Annotated in this window: 16 protein-coding genes; 11 read left to right on the top strand and 5 right to left on the bottom strand. The window is 68.2% G+C overall.

The features are described 5' to 3' along the window. Nucleotides 1-54: 54 nt before the first annotated feature. The 5 genes from NJH59_RS22360 to cobG all read right to left on the bottom strand — a co-directional run bounded on the left by NJH59_RS22360 (nucleotide 55) and on the right by cobG (nucleotide 5,359). A complete protein-coding gene (locus tag NJH59_RS22360; RefSeq protein WP_253087329.1) occupies nucleotides 55-846 on the bottom strand; it encodes a hypothetical protein in 792 nt (263 codons plus the stop codon). A 128-nt stretch (nucleotides 847-974) separates the two neighbouring features. Beyond that, entirely contained in the window at nucleotides 975-2,681 is a 1,707-nt protein-coding gene (cobJ, locus tag NJH59_RS22355) for a precorrin-3B C(17)-methyltransferase (RefSeq protein ID WP_196932986.1), read from the bottom strand. Next, entirely contained in the window at nucleotides 2,681-3,412 is a 732-nt protein-coding gene (locus NJH59_RS22350) for a precorrin-2 C(20)-methyltransferase (protein ID WP_054916149.1), read from the bottom strand. The genes cobJ and NJH59_RS22350 overlap by 1 nt, the downstream gene beginning before the upstream one ends. After that, entirely contained in the window at nucleotides 3,412-4,038 is a 627-nt protein-coding gene (locus NJH59_RS22345; RefSeq protein WP_054916150.1) for a precorrin-8X methylmutase, read from the bottom strand. Before NJH59_RS22345 ends, NJH59_RS22350 begins: the two co-directional genes overlap by 1 nt. Beyond that, nucleotides 4,031-5,359, bottom strand: a complete 1,329-nt coding sequence (gene cobG, locus NJH59_RS22340; protein ID WP_263010596.1) for a precorrin-3B synthase — start codon at nucleotides 5,357-5,359, stop codon at nucleotides 4,031-4,033. The genes NJH59_RS22345 and cobG overlap by 8 nt, the downstream gene beginning before the upstream one ends. Nucleotides 5,360-5,475: 116 nt before the next feature. On the opposite strand from cobG, the gene NJH59_RS22335 reads away from it, so the two are divergent. The 11 genes from NJH59_RS22335 to NJH59_RS22285 all read left to right on the top strand — a co-directional run bounded on the left by NJH59_RS22335 (nucleotide 5,476) and on the right by NJH59_RS22285 (nucleotide 17,318). Continuing rightward, nucleotides 5,476-6,687 (top strand): bifunctional cobalt-precorrin-7 (C(5))-methyltransferase/cobalt-precorrin-6B (C(15))-methyltransferase, encoded by a 1,212-nt coding sequence (locus tag NJH59_RS22335; protein WP_043863474.1) that lies wholly within the window; start codon nucleotides 5,476-5,478, stop codon nucleotides 6,685-6,687. Next, nucleotides 6,680-7,774 carry a cobalt-precorrin-5B (C(1))-methyltransferase gene (locus NJH59_RS22330; RefSeq protein ID WP_253087328.1) on the top strand — a complete coding sequence of 365 codons (1,095 nt, stop codon included), beginning with the start codon at nucleotides 6,680-6,682 and terminating at the stop codon, nucleotides 7,772-7,774. Before NJH59_RS22335 ends, NJH59_RS22330 begins: the two co-directional genes overlap by 8 nt. After that, on the top strand, nucleotides 7,771-8,484 hold the full coding sequence (locus NJH59_RS22325; protein WP_253087327.1) for a cobalt-precorrin-6A reductase: 714 nt from the start codon (nucleotides 7,771-7,773) through the stop codon (nucleotides 8,482-8,484). The genes NJH59_RS22330 and NJH59_RS22325 overlap by 4 nt, the downstream gene beginning before the upstream one ends. A 175-nt stretch (nucleotides 8,485-8,659) precedes the next feature. After that, entirely contained in the window at nucleotides 8,660-9,046 is a 387-nt protein-coding gene (locus tag NJH59_RS22320; RefSeq protein WP_058541571.1) for a DUF2946 domain-containing protein, read from the top strand. 47 nt (nucleotides 9,047-9,093) lie between these two features. Beyond that, nucleotides 9,094-9,564: a copper chaperone PCu(A)C gene (locus tag NJH59_RS22315; protein WP_043863478.1), complete on the top strand. Its 471-nt coding sequence runs from the start codon at nucleotides 9,094-9,096 to the stop codon at nucleotides 9,562-9,564. Nucleotides 9,565-9,584: 20 nt separating this feature from the next. Beyond that, nucleotides 9,585-10,001, top strand: coding sequence for a DUF2946 domain-containing protein (locus NJH59_RS22310; protein WP_088514157.1), 417 nt, complete (start codon nucleotides 9,585-9,587; stop codon nucleotides 9,999-10,001). 82 nt (nucleotides 10,002-10,083) lie between these two features. Next, on the top strand, nucleotides 10,084-12,144 hold the full coding sequence (locus tag NJH59_RS22305; protein ID WP_253087326.1) for a TonB-dependent copper receptor: 2,061 nt from the start codon (nucleotides 10,084-10,086) through the stop codon (nucleotides 12,142-12,144). Between the two features lie 198 nt (nucleotides 12,145-12,342). Then, a complete protein-coding gene (locus NJH59_RS22300) occupies nucleotides 12,343-14,481 on the top strand; it encodes a TonB-dependent receptor (protein WP_253087325.1) in 2,139 nt (712 codons plus the stop codon). Between the two features lie 97 nt (nucleotides 14,482-14,578). Further along, nucleotides 14,579-15,367: an ABC transporter ATP-binding protein gene (locus NJH59_RS22295; RefSeq protein WP_253087324.1), complete on the top strand. Its 789-nt coding sequence runs from the start codon at nucleotides 14,579-14,581 to the stop codon at nucleotides 15,365-15,367. Beyond that, nucleotides 15,364-16,308, top strand: coding sequence for an ABC transporter substrate-binding protein (locus NJH59_RS22290; RefSeq protein ID WP_253087323.1), 945 nt, complete (start codon nucleotides 15,364-15,366; stop codon nucleotides 16,306-16,308). The genes NJH59_RS22295 and NJH59_RS22290 overlap by 4 nt, the downstream gene beginning before the upstream one ends. Further along, on the top strand, nucleotides 16,305-17,318 hold the full coding sequence (locus NJH59_RS22285; protein WP_043863484.1) for an iron ABC transporter permease: 1,014 nt from the start codon (nucleotides 16,305-16,307) through the stop codon (nucleotides 17,316-17,318). The genes NJH59_RS22290 and NJH59_RS22285 overlap by 4 nt, the downstream gene beginning before the upstream one ends. Nucleotides 17,319-17,367 lie beyond the last annotated feature (49 nt).

Genomic DNA, 17,367 nt, shown 5'->3' with positions numbered 1-17,367 from the left:
CCTCGACTCCTTGAGGATAGCGGCACCGGCGCCTTGACACCGGTGCCGGTAGAATTACTTCTTCTTGATTTTCCTGAAGAAGTTATCCGAGGAAATACCCATGTAGTCGTGGATGTCGTCTTTGTTGCGCTGATAGACACGTTCGTTCCAGTTGACCATGGTGGCCACCTGAGTGATGTCCATGGTTTCGTTGTCCCACTTCCAGAACAGTGCGCCGCCCTTGTCGGTACGCTTGTTGTATTCAAGCCCGATGAACAGTGTCACGGCTTCGCCGTTATCCGTTTCAAGGCACGGCAGAATGCGGCAACTGTCCTTGCTCGCGCCGGTGCTGTTGTTGTTGAACAGGGTGATCATGTCCTCGTCGCCCTTGAGCTTGTCGAGGGCCCTGGAAACCAGCGGGATCATGGCGGCTGCGTTGCCACCGGCCACCGAGGCGACGATTTCCAGCACCACGCTGTCCATGGTGATGTCGCGCTTGCTGGTGTTGTAGCTCTGACGGTCCGAACTGGTCATGAACCAGCCGGCGTGCAGCATGGCCTCCCGGTAGGCTGCCAGCCATTGCAGGGGCCGCTCCTGGATACTGCCCGAGGTGTTGGCCACCATCTCGGCGAACAGGGTGGCGTCCTTGGCCATCTGGCGCTTGTCCGCCGACAGCTTGTCGGCAAAGGTCAGAATCGTCGGGCCTTCGCTGGTCATCAGTGCCACTTCGCCCGTTTCGTCATCGAGCCCTTCACTGGCCAGCAGCCCGCGCATGGACAGCGGCGAATGCTGAAGATCCGGTACTTCCAGGTTGCTGAAGAATTCAGCGCTTTTTTCCGCGCAGGGAAACACAGTCGAGTTATCCATAACATCATCCTTGTTCAGTTTTGGTTTGCCGCGGCACAGCCAGGCCACTGCAAACTATCACCGGGCCTGCATGAAAAAAGGTGCGCCCGTTTCCAGGCGCACCTTTCTTTCCCTACGAGACCCTGTGGCTATCCAGGGCGGCCGGCGCCATACCAACGCGGCGTGTACACCCACTCGCCACCGTCGGCACGCGCGAAGGCGCAGGTGGTGGACGACCCCACCAGCACCATGGTGCGCATGTCCACCTGCTCTGGCGTCAGCTCGCCCAGGGTCAGGGTGCGCAGGGTCTGGCCGGGGCGGCCGATGTCACGGCCCAGCACCACCGGGGTGGCCGGCGTGCGGTGCTGGCGCACGATCTCCAGGGCACGCCCCAGCTGCCAGGGCCGCGAGCGCGAGATCGGGTTGTAGAAGGCCAGCGCCAGGTCGGCCTGGCAGGCGAGGTCCAGGCGTTTCTCGATGATGTCCCAGGGCTTGAGGTTGTCCGACAGCGACAGCACGCAGAAGTCATGCCCCAGCGGCGCACCGGCCTGCGCGGCGGTGGCCAGCGAGGCCGAGACGCCCGGCAGCATCTGCAGCTCGACGCTGTGCCACTGCGGGTCCGTCGACTCGTGCAGGGCTTCGAGCACCGCCGCTGCCATGGCGAACACGCCCGGGTCGCCCGACGATACCACCACCACCGAGCGGCCTTGCACGGCCAGCTCGAAGGCATGCCGTGCGCGCTGCATTTCTTCGCGGTTGTCGGTGCAGTGCAGCACCTGATCGGCGCGGAACGGGCTGGCCATGCGCACATAGGTTTCATAACCCAGCACGTCATTGGCGCGTGCCAGCTCGGCCTTGACCGCCGGCACCATCAGGTCGGCGGCGCCCGGGCCCAGGCCGATCACCGCCAGGCGGCCACGGGCGCGCCCGATCCGTTGCGGGTCGATCGGCTGGCCGGCCACCGCAATCGCCACGCCCTCGCCTGCGCACTGCGGCGCCAGCAACTGCGGCCAGGCCTGCGCGGCCAGCTCGGCAACGCTGCCGGCGGCCGGGGCGAAGCGCAACGGCACGCCCAGCTCGGCCGCTGCCGCGTGCAACGCCGGGCTGGCCATCTCGCTGTCGGCCGCCAGCAGGCAGGCCAATGCCGGCTCGGCGATCTTCGCGCGGTGCAGCGCCGCACGCACCGCCGCGGCCAGCTCCGGCACCTGGGCACTCACGGCCACCAGCACGCAGCGCGGGTAGATCACCAGCTCGTTGGCGTCGGCCTCACGTGCATCGCAGCCCACATGAATGGCCAGCTGCGCCTGCTCGCTCTGCGGCAGTTGCGCCTGTTCGAGCCACGGCGCGGCGCCATCGATGCGCACGCTTTCACCGGCCAGCAGGTCGGACACGAAACGCTTGCCCAGCTCCAGGTCGGCCAGCGCATAACCACTGGGCGGGTTGAGCAGGCAGGTGCCGAAGCGCAGCTCGCCGCTGGTGGTGATGGCCGGCGCCACGCCGAGGCCGGCGGCGATCTCGCGAGCCAGCCCGTTGACCCCGCCCAGCCCGCCCAGCAGCGGCACCACGGCGCTGCCGTCTTCGGCCACGGCCAGTACCGGCGGTTCGGCGCCCTTCTCCAGCAGCACGCTGGCCAGGCTGCGAATCACGATGCCGGCGGCGCACAGGGCAATGATCGGTGTGTCCTGCTGGTACAACTGGCGCAGGGTGGCGCCGAAGTCCTGGTAGCTGCGGTCCGTGCCCTCGACCCGCCCGGCCAGGCCGTGGATCAATGCATCGGGGTACAGCTGCTGGAGCCTGCGGGCAGTGGCCAGGCTGCCCTTGCCCAGGATCACGATGGCCGGTGCGTGAGATGTCATCACCCTTGCCACCGTTCACCCGGCACGATGATCAGCGAGAAGTATGGCGAGGACTGCGGGTCGACCGCATCCAGCGCCACGATCTTCTGGTTGGCCATGGTCGCGCGCTCCACGTACAGCGCTCGCTCGGCCAGGCCCAGTTCGGCCAGCACCTGGCGCACCTTGGGGAAATTGCGCCCCAGCTTCATGATCACCGCCGCGTCGGCATCGGCCAGGCGGCGCTTGAGCTCGTCGGCCGGCAGCACGCCCGACAGCACCGACAGGCTCTGGTTGCGATACACCAGCGGCGCGCCGAGTACCGAGGCGCCACCGAGCATCGAGCACACGCCGGGGATCACCTGGGCCTCGTAGCGCTCGGCCAGGCGGTCGTGCAGGTACATGTAGGAGCCATAGAAGAACGGGTCGCCTTCGCAGATCACCGCCACGTCGCGGCCGGCATCCAGGTGCGCGGCCACTTCCAGGCTGGCGCCGTCGTAGAAGTCGCTGATCACCTGCTCATACGACAGCGGCGCCGGCAGTGCCTCGGTGGTCACCGGGTACACCAGCGGCAGCAATGTCTGCGCCTGCTGCAGGTGCGCCTCGATGATGCCGAAGGCATTGCCGCGCTTGCCCTTGGCCACGAAATACGCCACCACTGGCGCCTCGCGCAGCAGGCGCAGCGCCTTGACCGTGATCAGTTCGGGGTCGCCGGGGCCCACGCCCAGGCCAAGCAGTCGTCCGCGTGGCTGCATCATTCGACCTCCGTGGCCAGGGCATTGACTGCCGCTGCTGCCATCGCGCTGCCGCCCAGGCGGCCCTCGACGATCACGAACGGCACGCCACGGCTGTCGGCCGCGAGCATCGCCTTGGACTCGGCCGCGCCGACGAAACCGACCGGGAAACCGAGGATCAGCGCAGGCTTCGGCGCCCCTGCATCGATCATCTCGAGCAGGTAGAACAATGCGGTCGGCGCATTGCCGATCACCACCACGCTGCCTTCCAGGTGCGGGCGCCACAGCTCCAGGGCCACCGCCGAGCGGGTGTTGCCCAGCTCCTTGGCCAGGCCCGGCACGCTGTCGTCGCGCAGGGTGCAGATCACCTCGTTGTTGGCCGGCAGGCGTGCACGGGTGATGCCTTCGGCGACCATGCGCGCATCGCACAGGATCGGCGCACCGTTGGCCAGCGCCTCGCGCCCGGCCTTGCCGGCGCCTTCGCTGAAGCGCAGCTTGTCGACCACCTCGACCATGCCGCAGGCATGGATGACCCGCACCGCGAGTTTTTCCAGGTCGGCCGGGATCCGCTCCAGGCGAGCCTCCTGGCGAATGATGGCGAAGGAGTTGCGGTAGATCTCCTGGCCGTCGCGGATGTAATCAATCATCGGGGTTGCTCCGTAGGCGGGCGTCGAGTTGCGCGCCCGCTTCTTTCAATGTCAGGTTGCGCCCGCCAGGGGCGCCCAGGCCCGGCTGCGCCGGGTCGTGAAAATACAGGTCGTAATGCCCGGGCCCGACCGCCAGCAGGGTGGCCGGTGCACGGTGGGCCAGCGCGCAGGAACGCGCGCAGCCGCTCAGGTGAATGCCGGCCACCGGGCCCGGCTCGCGCAGCAGCGCCGCCAGCTGCACGGCGTCGGCCTTGGTGTCGGCCAGGGCCTTGGCGCAGCCGGCCGAACCGGTGCAGGCCACCATGCGCGCCAGCGGCTGCGCCGGGTCGCACAGCAAACCCAGCGCTGCCAGCCCGGCCAGCGCCTGCTCGGCGTCGGTGGCGGCAAGATTGGGCAGCAGCAGGCTTTGCCAGGGCGTCATGCGCAGGCTGGCGTCGCCCAGGCTGCTGGCCAGGTGCGCGGCGCCACGCAACTGCGCGGCGCTCAGGCGCCCCAGCGGTGCGGCGGCGCCCACCGCGACCCTGCCCGTCTGGCGCTGTGGGTAGACACCCAGATGGCGGGCCTGGTCACGTCGCGGCCGGCGCCAGCCCAGCACCGCGTGGTCGCGGCGCAGCGCCACGCCAAGGCCCTGCACGAAAGCCTCGCTGCCGCATTCGGCCAGCAACTGGCGCATGCGCGCCTGCTGCGCAGTGGCCAGGTCGAGAAACCGCTGCAACACCGCCAGCACCAGCGCGTGCCCATCGGCCAGCGGCACCGCGCCCAGCGCACCCTCCTCGGCCGGGCAGCCGGCCAGGCCAAAGGCCAGCCACACCTCGCCGTCCAGGCGCAGTGCCGACAGCCACAGGTCGTGGGGGTGGGTGAGCATGGCCAGGTCTTCGCCAGCGTCCAGTTGCACGGCGAACTTGGCAGACAACTGATGAAAGCGCTCGCAGGTCTGCAGCGATTCGAGGATCTGCCCCGCCAGCGCCCGGCTGTCGAACAGCATGGCCGGGTCGAGACCGGCCGCCGGGCTGAGCATCAGGTTGCGCACATCGTCGCCCGCCGCCTGGCGCGGGCCCAGGCCGGCGTCGAGCAGGCATGCCACCAGCCCGGCGTGGTCGGCACCGATGCCGCGAATCTGCAGGTTGCTGCGGTTGGTTACCTCGATCACGCCGCCGGCAAAGCGCTCGGCGGCATCGGCCACTGCGTGTGCCTGGACCGCGCTCAGGGTGCCGGCGTCGAGCTTGATGCGTGAAATGCCGCCGTCCAGCGCCTGCACGATACGCCACAACCCCGGGCAGGCCGAGGGGCGAAGAGCTGGAGTGGGCAGGGGTTGCGGCAAGGGATCACCCGGCAATCGTCAAAAGGCGCTGGTAGCACAAAGGCGCGGTATTATGCCTGCTTTGTCCGTCGGCAGGCTAAGCCAGCCGGTCGGATAGGCAAGCGAAGAGGAACGGCATGGCGCCCTGGTTGACGGTAGTAGGTATTGGCGAAGACGGCTTCACGGGCCTGGGCAAACAGGCTCGGCATGCCCTGCTGCGAGCCACCAAGGTGTTCGGCAGCCCGCGCCAGCTGGCCCTGCTGCCCCACTGCTCGCGCGCCGAACGCGTCGCCTGGCCCAGCCCGTTTTCCCTGGCGCCACTGCTGGCCGAACGTGGCGAGCCGGTGTGCGTGCTGGCCAGTGGCGACCCGATGCTCTACGGCGTAGGCGCCAGCCTGGCGCGCCAGCTGCCGGCCGAGGCCATGCGGGTGCTGCCTGCACCGTCCTCCTACTCGCTGGCCGCCGCCCGCCTGGGCTGGCCCCTGCAGGATGTGGTCACGCTGTCGGTGGTAGCACGCCCGGTCGCCGCCGTGGCCGCCCACCTGTACAGCGGCCAGCGCCTGCTGGTGCTGAGCAATGACCGCAGCAGCCCCGCCGCCCTGGCCGCCCTGTTGCGCGAGCGCGGCTTCGGCCCCAGCCACCTGAGCGTGCTGGAGCACCTGGGCGGCGCCGACGAACGGCGCATCGATGCCCGTGCCGATGGCTGGCAGGACGCCGACTTCGCCGACCTCAACCTGGTGGCCATCGACTGCCGGGCCGGCGCCGATGCACCGCGCCTGTCGCCGCTGGCCGGCCTGCCCGATTCGGCCTTCGCGCACGACGGGCAGATCACCAAGCGCGACGTGCGCGCCATCACCCTCGCCCGCCTGGCCCCGCAGCCGGGCGAGCTGCTGTGGGACGTGGGCGCCGGCAGCGGCTCGATCGGCATCGAATGGATGCGCGCCCACCCCAGCTGCCGGGCACTGGCCATCGAGGCCGACGCCGGCCGCCAGCAACTGATCGAACACAACCGCGACGCCCTGGGCGTGCCTGGCCTGCAACTGGTGCGCGGGCGCGCCCCGCAGGCGTTGCAGGGCCTGGAGCGGCCCCACGCGATCTTCATCGGTGGCGGCGTGACCCGCGAGGGCGTGCTGGACGAATGCTGGGCGCACCTGCGCCCCGGTGGCCGGCTGGTGGCCAATGCCGTGACCCTGCAGAGCGAGACCCTGCTGATGAGCTGGCGCGAACGTCATGGCGGCGAGCTCACCCGTATCCATGTGGCCCAGGCGCAGCCGCTGGGCGAGTTCGACACCTGGCGCCAGGCGCTGCCGATCACCCTGCTTGATGTGGTAAAGCCCCTCGATGCGTGACGAAACCGCAGAACAGCCGGCGCCGCTGCGCAGCGGCCTGACCACGGGCAGTTGCGCCACCGCCACCAGCCTGGCGGCGGCGCGCCTGCTGTTGAGCGGGCAATGCGACGACGCGGTGCAGATCACCCTGCCCAAGGGCAGACAGGTGCAGATGCGCCTGGAGTTCTGCCGGCTGGCCGGGCCAGGCGCCGAAGCCGGCACCCTCAAGGATGCCGGCGACGACCCCGACGTGACCCATGGCGCGCTGCTCTACAGCCAGGTGCGGCTGCTGGCCGAGCCGGGCGTGCGCTTTGTCGCCGGCATCGGCGTGGGCACCGTGACCCGCCCCGGGCTGGTACTGGGGGTGGGCGAGCCGGCGATCAACCCGGTGCCGCGGCGCATGATGACCGAGCACCTGCAGCGTCTGGCGCTGGAGTGCGATTACGCGGGGGGCTTCGAGGTCACCGTGAACGTACAGGACGGCGACAGCCTGGCCCTCAAAACCATGAACCCGCGCCTGGGCATCCTCGGCGGGCTGTCGATTCTGGGCACCAGTGGCATCGTGCGGCCGTTTTCCTGCGCGGCCTACATTGCCTCGATCCACCAGGGCATCGACGTGGCCAAGACCAATGGCTACGAACACATTGCCGCGTGTACCGGCAATGCCAGCGAAGACACCATGCGCCGGATCTACGGCATTCCCGACATCGCCCTGATCGAGATGGGCGATTTTGTCGGCGCGGTGCTCAAGCACCTGCGCAAGGTGCCGGTTGGCAAGCTGAGCATCTGCGGCGGCTTCGGCAAGATCAGCAAACTGGCGGCCGGGCACATGGACCTGCACAGCCGGCATTCGAGCATCGACCTGCCGCAACTGGCTGGCTGGGCGGCAGCGGTGGGTGCCGACGCCGCGTTGCAGGCGGCGATCATCGGCGCCAACACCAGCCAGCAGGCGTTGGCCCTGGCCAGTGCGGCGGGGGTCGGGCTGGGGGATGCGGTGTGCGAGCACGCGCTGGCTTTCGCCCGCAGCGTGGTGCCGGCGCAGGTACAGGTGGAGGTGTTCGCCATCGACCGCCAGGGCGGCATCGTCGGCCGGGCGGGTGTTCGATGAGCCGGCGCATCCTGTTGCTGGGCGGCGTGACCGAGGCGCTGTTGATAGCCCGTCAACTGGGCCCGCAGCACGTCTACAGCCTGGCCGGTATCGGCCGGGTGCCCAGCGACCTGGCGTGCCAGGTGCGGGTGGGCGGTTATGGTGGAGCCGAGGGCCTGGCCGCTTACCTGCGGGCCGAAGGCATCGGTCTGGTGATCGACGCAACCCACCCGTATGCGGCGCAGATCAGCCGCAATGCGGCGCAGGCAGCGCGCCTGGCCGGGGTTGAATGCTGGGCGTTGCGGCGCCCGGCGTGGCAGGCGCAGGCCGGTGACGACTGGCGGGAAGTGGCAGACTGGACGCAGTTGATCGAGGCATTGAAACCGTTTCGCCGGCCCCTGTTCACCCTGGGGCGCGAGCCGTTGCAGCACCTGCACGAGATACCCGCGCAGCAGTTCTGGACCTTGCGCGCGCTGGAGGCGTGCGAGGGGAATGCGCGATGCGAAGTGATCGGCGCGCGGGGGCCGTTTCGCCTGGAGGATGAACGGGCGTTGTTCGAGCGTTGCCGGGTGGATGTGCTGATCAGCAAGAACAGTGGCAGCGCCGCGACCGAACCCAAGCTCGAAGTGGCGCGCGAGCGGGGTGTGCCGGTACTGATCCTGAAGCGGCCGGCGCTGGCGGGGGTGGATCGGGAGTTCGTGCGCGTCGCCGATGTGCTGGCGGCGCTTTGACGGGTGCACACAGCTCCAGAGTCGATCAAAAAAGGCTGACACAAGGTCAGGGGAAGGATAGATGCGCTGTCGACGCAGTTACCCCACCTGCGACACTCCATCACACCCCGGCTTTTTTACATATACTTCGACATCTGGCTAAATAGCCCCACTCGATTCCTGACCGGATCTCCCCATGCCCGCACACCGGCTCGCCTACGCCTGGATCGCCTGCTTCGCAGTGCTGTTCAATCTGCTGGCCATGCCGTTGTCCGCCGCCGCTGCAAAAGCCCAACCCGAACAACTGCTGTGGGGCACCTTCTGCTCCAGCGGCGTGACCAAGATGATCGCCATCTCGCTGAATGCCCCCGACGGCCAACAGCAGAACGACGACCACTCCACCATGCAGCACTGCTGGTGCTGCTCCGGCACTGCCCCACTGCTGGCCCTACCCGGCCACCCGCCACGGCTGGTGACGTCCGAGCACACCTTCAACACCCCGTCACCGCTACTCGCCAGCTACCACCCCACGCCACGCCAGCAATGGCCCGCGCTCAATCCCCGCGCCTCCCCCCAGGCCTGAGTTCACTACGCTACCAGTTGCGAACCTGACCCGAACGGAGATTGACCATGCTCAAGAACGCCCTGCTGCTGGCCGCCCTGCTGCTGCCCGCCACCTTTGCCAACGCCCATGAATACACCGTGGGCGACCTGCATATCGCCCACCCGTGGTCGCAGGAGCTGCCGCCCAACGCCCCCAACGTGGCCGCCTATTTCATCGTGCACAACAACGGCAAGAGCGCCGACCGCCTGCTCGGCGTCGACAGCCCGATCACCGACAACGCCGAACTGCACGAGCATGTGCACAAGGACGGCCTGATGAAGATGCAGCAGGTGCAGGGTGTCGACATCCCCGCCGGTGCCGACCTGGTGTTCGCCCCCGGCGCCTACCACGTGATGCTGATGCAGCCCAAGGACCGCAGCCTGCTCAGCGACGGCAAGCGCTTCCCGCTGACCCTGCATTTCCAGAAGGCCGGCAACATCACGGTCGAAGTGGCCGTGCAGAAACAGGCCCCCGAGGGCACCGCCCACAGCCATTGATTCGCTGACGGCTGCACGCCATGCGCCTGCCCCGCAGCAGGCTCGCCCGCCCCGCTGACCTCCAACGAGCACGCGGCAGCTGGCTGAGCCTGTTCGCCATGTTGATGATCTTCATCGGCCCACTGGTCTCCCAGTCGATGCCGATGGATCACCGTGCCTCCATGCCCGGCATGGACATGGCCATGGACTGCCACTCAGGCAGCCACGCCAGCAGCCCGGCCGACAACCCGGCAGCACTGCACGTCATCTGGGAAAAGTGCGGCTACTGCAGCCTGTTCTTCCACTGCCCGGCGCTGCCGCAGACGCTCAGCCTGCTCGACACCGAGGCCGTCTCGCCCCACACCACCCTGCGCGCCCAGCCGCGCCAGGGCCATGCGCGCCAGGCCATCTTCCCCGGCGCCCGCAGCCGCGCGCCACCTGCCCACATCGTCGTCTGAACCCACTTTGCATGCGCCCCAGGGCCCGGCTTGCTGCCGAGGCTCTTGCGCACCCTCACGACCACACGATGTTGGAAATACTATGTCCGGCTCTACCGTTACCCTGCGCCTGTCGCTGCAAGGCACCATCGCCCTGCTGTGCGGCACCCTGTTCAGCCACGTGGCCCTGGCCGCCGACAGCGGCCACGAAGGCCACGACCACGCCGAACTGAGCCCCACGGTGATCACTGCCGTGGCGCCCAGCTCGCCGCTGACCATCGTCACCAACCCCAAGGACCCACGCCAGCCGGTACCGGCCAGCGACGGCGCCGACTACCTCAAGACCATCCCGGGCTTCTCGGCCATCCGCGCCGGTGGCACCAACGGCGACCCGGTGCTGCGCGGCATGTTCGGCTCGCGCCTGAACATCCTTACCAACGGCGGCGTGATGCTCGGCGCCTGCCCCAACCGCATGGACGCACCCACCTCGTACATCTCGCCGGAAACCTACGACCGCCTCACCGTGATCAAGGGCCCGCAGAGCGTGCAGTGGGGCCCCGGCGCCTCGGCCGGCACCATCCTCTTCGACCGCGAGCCCGAACAGTTCGGCGAGCTCGGCAGCCGCGTCAACGCAAGCCTGCTGGCCGGCTCCAACGGGCGCTTCGACAAGGTGCTGGATGCTGCGGCAGGCAACGCAAAGGGCTATGCACGCTTTGTCGGCAACCAGTCGCGCTCCGACGACTACAAGGACGGCAACGGCGACACCGTGCCCTCGCGCTGGGACAAGTGGAACGGTGACGTGGCCCTGGGCTGGACCCCGGATGCCGACACCCTGCTCGAACTCACTGCCGGCAAGGGCGATGGCGAGGCGCGCTATGCCGGGCGCGGCATGGACGGTTCGCAGTTCAAGCGCGAAAGCCTGGGCCTGCGCTTTGAGAAATCCAACCTGGGCGGGGTGCTCGACAAGCTCGAAGCCCAGGTCTACTACAACTACGCCGACCACGTGATGGACAACTACAGCCTGCGCACCTCGCCCACCAGCGGCATGATGGCCGGGCCGATGGTCAGCAACGTCGACCGCCGCACCCTCGGCGGGCGGCTCAAGGCCACCTGGCGCTGGGAGGACGTGACCCTGGTCAGCGGTGTCGATGCGCAGACCAACGAACATCGCCAGCGCGGCGGCATGGGCGTGGATGCGCACAAGGCCGAGCCCTGGACCAAGGACGCGGACTTTCACAACTACGGCGTGTTCGGCGAGCTGACCTGGGAAACCTCCAGCCAGGACCGCCTGGTCAGCGGCGCGCGCCTGGACCGCGCCTCGGCCAAGGATTTTCGTGAAGCCAGCGCCACCCGCGGCAACACCCGCGCCGACACCCTGCCCAGCGGGTTCGTGCGCTACGAGCACGACCTGCTCGACCTCCCGGCCACCACCTATGTGGGCCTGGGCCATGCCCAGCGCTTCCCCGACTACTGGGAGCTGTTCTCGCCCAAGTCGGGCCCGGCCGGCTCGCTCAATGCGTTCGACTCGATCAAGCCGGAGAAGACCACCCAGCTCGACGTGGGCATCCAGTACAAGACCGAGCAGCTCGAAGCCTGGGCCTCGGGCTATGTCGGCCAGGTGCGCGACTACATCCTGTTCGACTACCGTCCCGGCATGATGGGCATGCTCAGCTCCCAGGCGCAGAACATCGATGCCCGTATCATGGGCGGCGAGCTGGGCGCGGCCTATCAGTTCGCGCCCAACTGGAAAGCCGACGCCACCCTGGCCTACGCCTGGGGCAAGAACAGCAGCGATGGCAAGGCGCTGCCGCAGATGCCGCCGCTGGAAAGCCGCCTGGGCCTGACCTACAGCCGCGATGCCTGGAGCGCCGGTGCGCTGTGGCGCCTGGTCTCGGCGCAGAACCGCATCGCCGAGGGTTCCGGCAACGTGGTGGGCAAGGACTACGAGAAAAGCGCAGGCTTCGGCGTGTTCTCGCTCAACGGCGCCTACCGCGTGAGCAAGAACATCAAGCTCAGTGCCGGCGTCGACAACCTGTTCGACAAGGCCTACGCCGAGCACCTGAACCTGGCGGGCAACGCCGGCTTCGGCTACCCGGCCAGTGATCCGCAGGCGATCAACGAGCCAGGGCGTACCCTCTGGACCAAGGTCGACCTGAGCTTCTGATGCACCACCCGGGCGCGGCCACTGGCCGTGCCCTCTGGCAGACCGGCGGCGCCAACCTGAGCCCTGCTCATGCAGCACATGAGCACGCTGCGCTACCGCCAATCGGCAAAATGTTACATTATACGCCCCGAAAAACACCCGCCTCGAACCCGGCGCACCGACGCGCCCGGGCCTTATGGACAAGCGATTCCCCTTCCGATGAACAAGTACCTGATCGGCTCCCTGAGCCTGCTGGCCGCGTGCGATTGCGCCCTGGCCAACACCCTGACCCTGCCAGCCGGCACCATCACCGCCACGGCCGACGCCGAACAGCGGGTCAGCCTCGATACCCCGACCAGCGCCGGTTCGCGCCTGAACCTGAACGCCCTGCAAACCCCGGGCAGCGTCGAGAGCCTGAGCGGCGAGCAGGTACGTGCACGTGGCGATCGCAGCGTGCAGGACGGCGTGTCGCGCAGCACCGGCATCAGCCGCACCGGCACCCCGGGCGATGGCGGCACCTCGCTGCAGGCCCGCGGCTTCACCGGGCAGAGCTCGGTGATGCAGCTGTTCGACGGCAACCGCATGTACACCGGCATGGGCACCGTGACCTTCCCGGTGGACACCTGGTCGGTGGAACGCATCGACGTTCTGCGCGGCCCGGCCTCGGTGCTGTATGGCGAAGGCGCCACCGGTGCGGTGGTCAACGTGGTGCCGAAAAAGCCCTTCGAGGGCGAGATCGTCAACCACCTGCGCCTGGGCTACGGCAGCCACGACAGCCAGCAGACCGCCCTCGACAGCGGCGGCTCGCTCACCGACAGCCTGAGCTACCGCCTGAACATCAACCAGCTGCGCAGCAACGGCTGGATCGACCACGGCGACTCCAGCAGCACCGCCATCAGTGCGGCGCTGCGCTGGCAGGCCAATGACGACCTGGCCTTCACCCTGGCGCACGACTATGGCGATCAGAAGCCGATGAACTACTTCGGCACGCCGCTGATCAACGGCCACCTGCGCGAGAGCCTGCGCGACAAGAACTACAACATCAGCAACGACAAGCAGCACTACAACGACCAGTGGACGCGCCTGACCACCGAGTGGCAGATCAGCGACAGCGTCAGCTCCACCAACGAGCTGTACTACCTCAAGGCCAACCGCCGCTGGCAGAACGCCGAGAACTACACCTGGAATGCGGCCAGCCAGCAACTGCTGCGCAGTGGCAACTTCGGCATCAAGCACCAGCAGGAGCAGCTGGGTGATCGCCAGACCTTCACCTTCAGGCACAGCCTGTTCGGCCTCGACAGCCAGACCCTGGTGGGCGCCGACTACAACCGCATCCGCTTCCAGCTCAACAGCAACGCGCCGTTCAACGACAGCATCGTCGGCGGCGAGCCGATCGACCTGCGCCACCCGCAGCGCAGCGGCTTTGCCAGCGATTCGGCGTACCGTCCGCAGTTCGACAGCCTGACCCACCAGTTCGCGCTGTTCGCCGAAAACCGCCTGCAGCTCACCGAGCGCCTGTCGCTGGTGACGGGCGTGCGCCGCGACGTGGTGCACCTGGACCGCAACGACCTGCGCAGCGAAGTGACCGGCAACACACGCAGCGACACCAGCCTGGACGGCAACAACTGGAAGGCCGGGCTGGTGTTCGCCCTCACCCCCGAAACGTCGCTGTATGCCCAGCACGCCACCAGCACCGATGGCGTTGGCGGCTTGATCTCGCTGAGCCCCGACCAGCAGCAGTACGGCCTGGCCAAGGCGCGCCAGACCGAGGTCGGGGTCAAGCAGCAGTTCTGGCAGCAGCGTGGCGAATGGACCCTGGCGGCATACCACATCGTCAAGAAGGACCTGCTCACCGACGACCCGTCGCAGATCGGCACCGGCCGGCAACTGCAGGTGGGCAAGCAGTCGTCCGACGGCATCGAGGCCAGCCTGGACCTGCAGCTGCCGCACGACTGGCAGGTACAGGCCAACGCCGCGTTCGTGCGTGCACGCTATGACGAATTCGAGCAGGAGGTGAACGGCGTGATGGTATCGCGGGCCGGCAACCGCCCCACCGACGTACCGGGGCGCACCGCCAACCTGTGGCTGAGCAAGGGCCTGACCGACAGCCTGCGCGCCGGCGCCGGGGTGCGCTATGTGGACGGGCGCTATGCCGACATGGGCAACACTACCCGGCTGCCGAGCTACACGGTGGTGGATGCCTCGGTGGCGTGGCAGGTGCTCAGCGATACCACGCTGGGCCTGCAGTTGAACAACCTGTTCGACCGTCGGTACGCGCAAAGTCAGTACAATGACGGCCAGCAATGGATCCTGGGTGAGCCGCGCTCGTTCTTCGTGACGGCCGACTACACCTTCTGACCGCGTCGCCCCATTCGCCGGCAAGGCCGGCTCCTACACACCACACCGGTCCTGCAGGAGCCGGCCTTGCCGGCGAAGAGGCCCGAATAGACGACACATGACCACCCTGAATATCCACAACCTGCACTGGTCCCCCAAAGGCCACGGCCACTGCCACCACCAGTTCCAGCTGCGTGGCGTCGACCTGCAGGTGCGCCCCGGCGAATTCGTCGGCCTCATTGGCCCCAACGGCAGCGGCAAGACCAGCCTGCTGCGGTGCGCCTACCGCTTCAACGCGCCCGAACGCGGGCACATCACCCTCGACGACCACAACCTCTGGCAACAATCGCCGCGCTGGTGTGCCCAGCGCATCGCGGTGGTGCTGCAGGAGTTTCCCGACGCGTTTGGCCTGAGCGTGGCCGAAGTGGTCGCCATGGGGCGCATTCCGCACCAGGGCCTGTTCGACGGCGACAGCCGCCAAGACCGCCAGCGTGTGCAGCAGGCGCTTCTCGATGTCGGCCTGCACGACTTCGACGACCACGCCTTCGCCACCCTTTCGGGCGGTGAAAAGCAGCGCGTGATCCTGGCCCGCGCCCTGGTGCAGCAACCGCGCGTACTGATCCTCGACGAACCGACCAACCACCTCGACCCGCGTTATCAACTGGCCCTGCTGCACCAGGTGCGCCAGCTGCGCATCGCCACCCTGGCCAGCATCCACGACCTGAACCTGGCCGCGGCCTTCTGCGACCGCCTGTACGTACTCGACCACGGCCGCATCGTGGCCAGTGGCACGCCGCACCAGGTCCTCACCGCCGAGCTGCTGCGCGAGGTGTTCGGCGTTCAGGCGCTGATCGACCACCACCCGCTGGCCGACCATCCACGCATCACCTGGATAGCCCCCCAATGATTCGATCCGCCCTGCTTGCCGCGCTGCTGCTGGTCGCCGGCCCGGCCCTGGCCGAGGTCACGCACTACCCGCTCACGGTGCACAGCTGCAACCGCGACGTGACCTTCGCCAAGGCCCCCGAACGCGCCCTGAGCCACGACATCAACATGACCCAGATGATGCTCGCCCTGGGCCTGCGCACGAAGATGGTCGGCTACAGCGGCGTCAGCGGCTGGAAGGCAGTGACCCCGGCGCTGCGCAAGGAACTCGACGGCCTGCCGGAGCTGGCCAGCAAGTACCCTTCGGTGGAAACCCTGCTCAACGCCAACGTCGACTTCTTCTTCGCCGGCTGGGACTACGGCATGCGCGTGGGCGGCGACCTCACCCCGCAGAGCCTGGCGCCGCTGGGCATCGCGGTGTACGAGCTGACCGAGTCGTGCGCGTTCGTGATGAAGCGTCCGCCGGCGAGCCTGGACGACACCTACAACGACCTGCGCAACCTGGGCCGGATCTTCGACGTGCAGGCCCGCGCCAGCCAGCTGATCGAGCAGATGCAGCAGCGCGTGGCCAGCGTGCAGCAGCACCTGCCGGCGCAGCGCCCGCGGGTGTTCCTGTATGACAGCGGCGAAGACCGCGCCATGACCTCCGGGCGCCTGGGCATGCCCGAGGCGCTGATCAACGCCGCCGGCGGGCGCAACATCCTCGATGACATCGAGGCCAGCTGGACCCGCGTGAACTGGGAAAGCGTGGTCGAACGCAACCCCGAGGTGATCGTGATCGTCGACTACGGCGAGATCACCGCCGCGCAGAAGCAGCAGTTTCTGGAACAGCACCCGGCCCTGCAATCGGTCGACGCGGTGCGTAACCGGCGCTTCGTGGTCATCCCCTATGTGGCCGCCACGCCGAGCCTGGAAAACGTCGAGGCGATCGAGGCCATCGCCAAGGGCCTGCACGGCGCATGAACACTCGCTATCGCCTGATGCTGCTGGCGCTGAGCGGCCTGCTGCTGGTGTCGTGCGTGCTCTCGCTGGGGTTCGGTTCGGCCCCGGTGCCGGTCGAGGTGGTCGCCCGGGTGCTGCTGTTCAAGGTGTTCGGTATTGCCCCCGAGGTGCCCGCCTGGACCGCCGGCCAGGAACATATCGTGTGGCTGATCCGGGTGCCGCGCATGCTCCTGGGCGCGCTGGTGGGCGGCGGCCTGGCGATGATCGGCGCGGTGCTGCAGGCGGTCACGCGCAACCCGCTGGCCGACCCGCACCTGCTCGGCGTGACCTCCGGCGCCACCCTGGGTGCGGTGTTGGTGGTGCTGCATGTTGGTGAACTGATCGGCGTGCTGACCCTGCCGCTGGCAGCCTTTGTCGGCGCGCTGTGCAGCATGCTGCTGGTGCTGGCGATTGCCAGCCGGCATGGCCGCCTGGACAGCGACCGCCTGTTGCTGTGCGGGGTGGCCGTGGCCTTCGTGATGATGGCGCTGGCCAACCTGCTGCTGTTCATGGGCGATCATCGTGCAAGCTCGGCGGTGATGTTCTGGATGCTCGGCGGCCTGGGCCTGGCGCGCTGGGAGCTGCTGGCGGTGCCGGCAGCCAGCGTGCTGCTGGGGCTGGGCCTGCTGCTGGGCATGGCACGCGCGCTCAATGCGCTGATGGCCGGCGAGCAGACCGCCGTGACCCTGGGCCTGAACGCACGCTCGGTGCGCCTGCTGGCGTTTCTGATCTGCTCGCTGCTGACCGGCGTGCTGGTGGCGATCAGCGGTTCCATCGGCTTTGTCGGCCTGATGGTGCCGCACATTGCGCGACGCCTGGTGGGCGCCGAGCACCGCCGGCTGCTGCCGGTGTCGCTGCTGCTGGGCAGCCTATTCCTGATCTGGGTGGATGTGGCCGCACGCACCCTGATCGCCCCTGAAGACCTGCCCATCGGCATCGCCACGGCGGCCATCGGCGGGCTGTTCTTCATCGGCATGATGCGCCGGCGCTGAACTGCTGCCTGGCACTGAGCCCTTGCCTGGCCGGGAAATCCTGCCTTGA

Source organism: Pseudomonas sp. VE 267-6A (assembly GCF_024126555.1).
Taxonomy (GTDB): Bacteria; Pseudomonadota; Gammaproteobacteria; order Pseudomonadales; family Pseudomonadaceae; genus Aquipseudomonas; species Aquipseudomonas palmensis.
Note: the sequence above shows the minus strand (reverse complement) of the source record. Positions and strands in the feature narration are given on the sequence as shown.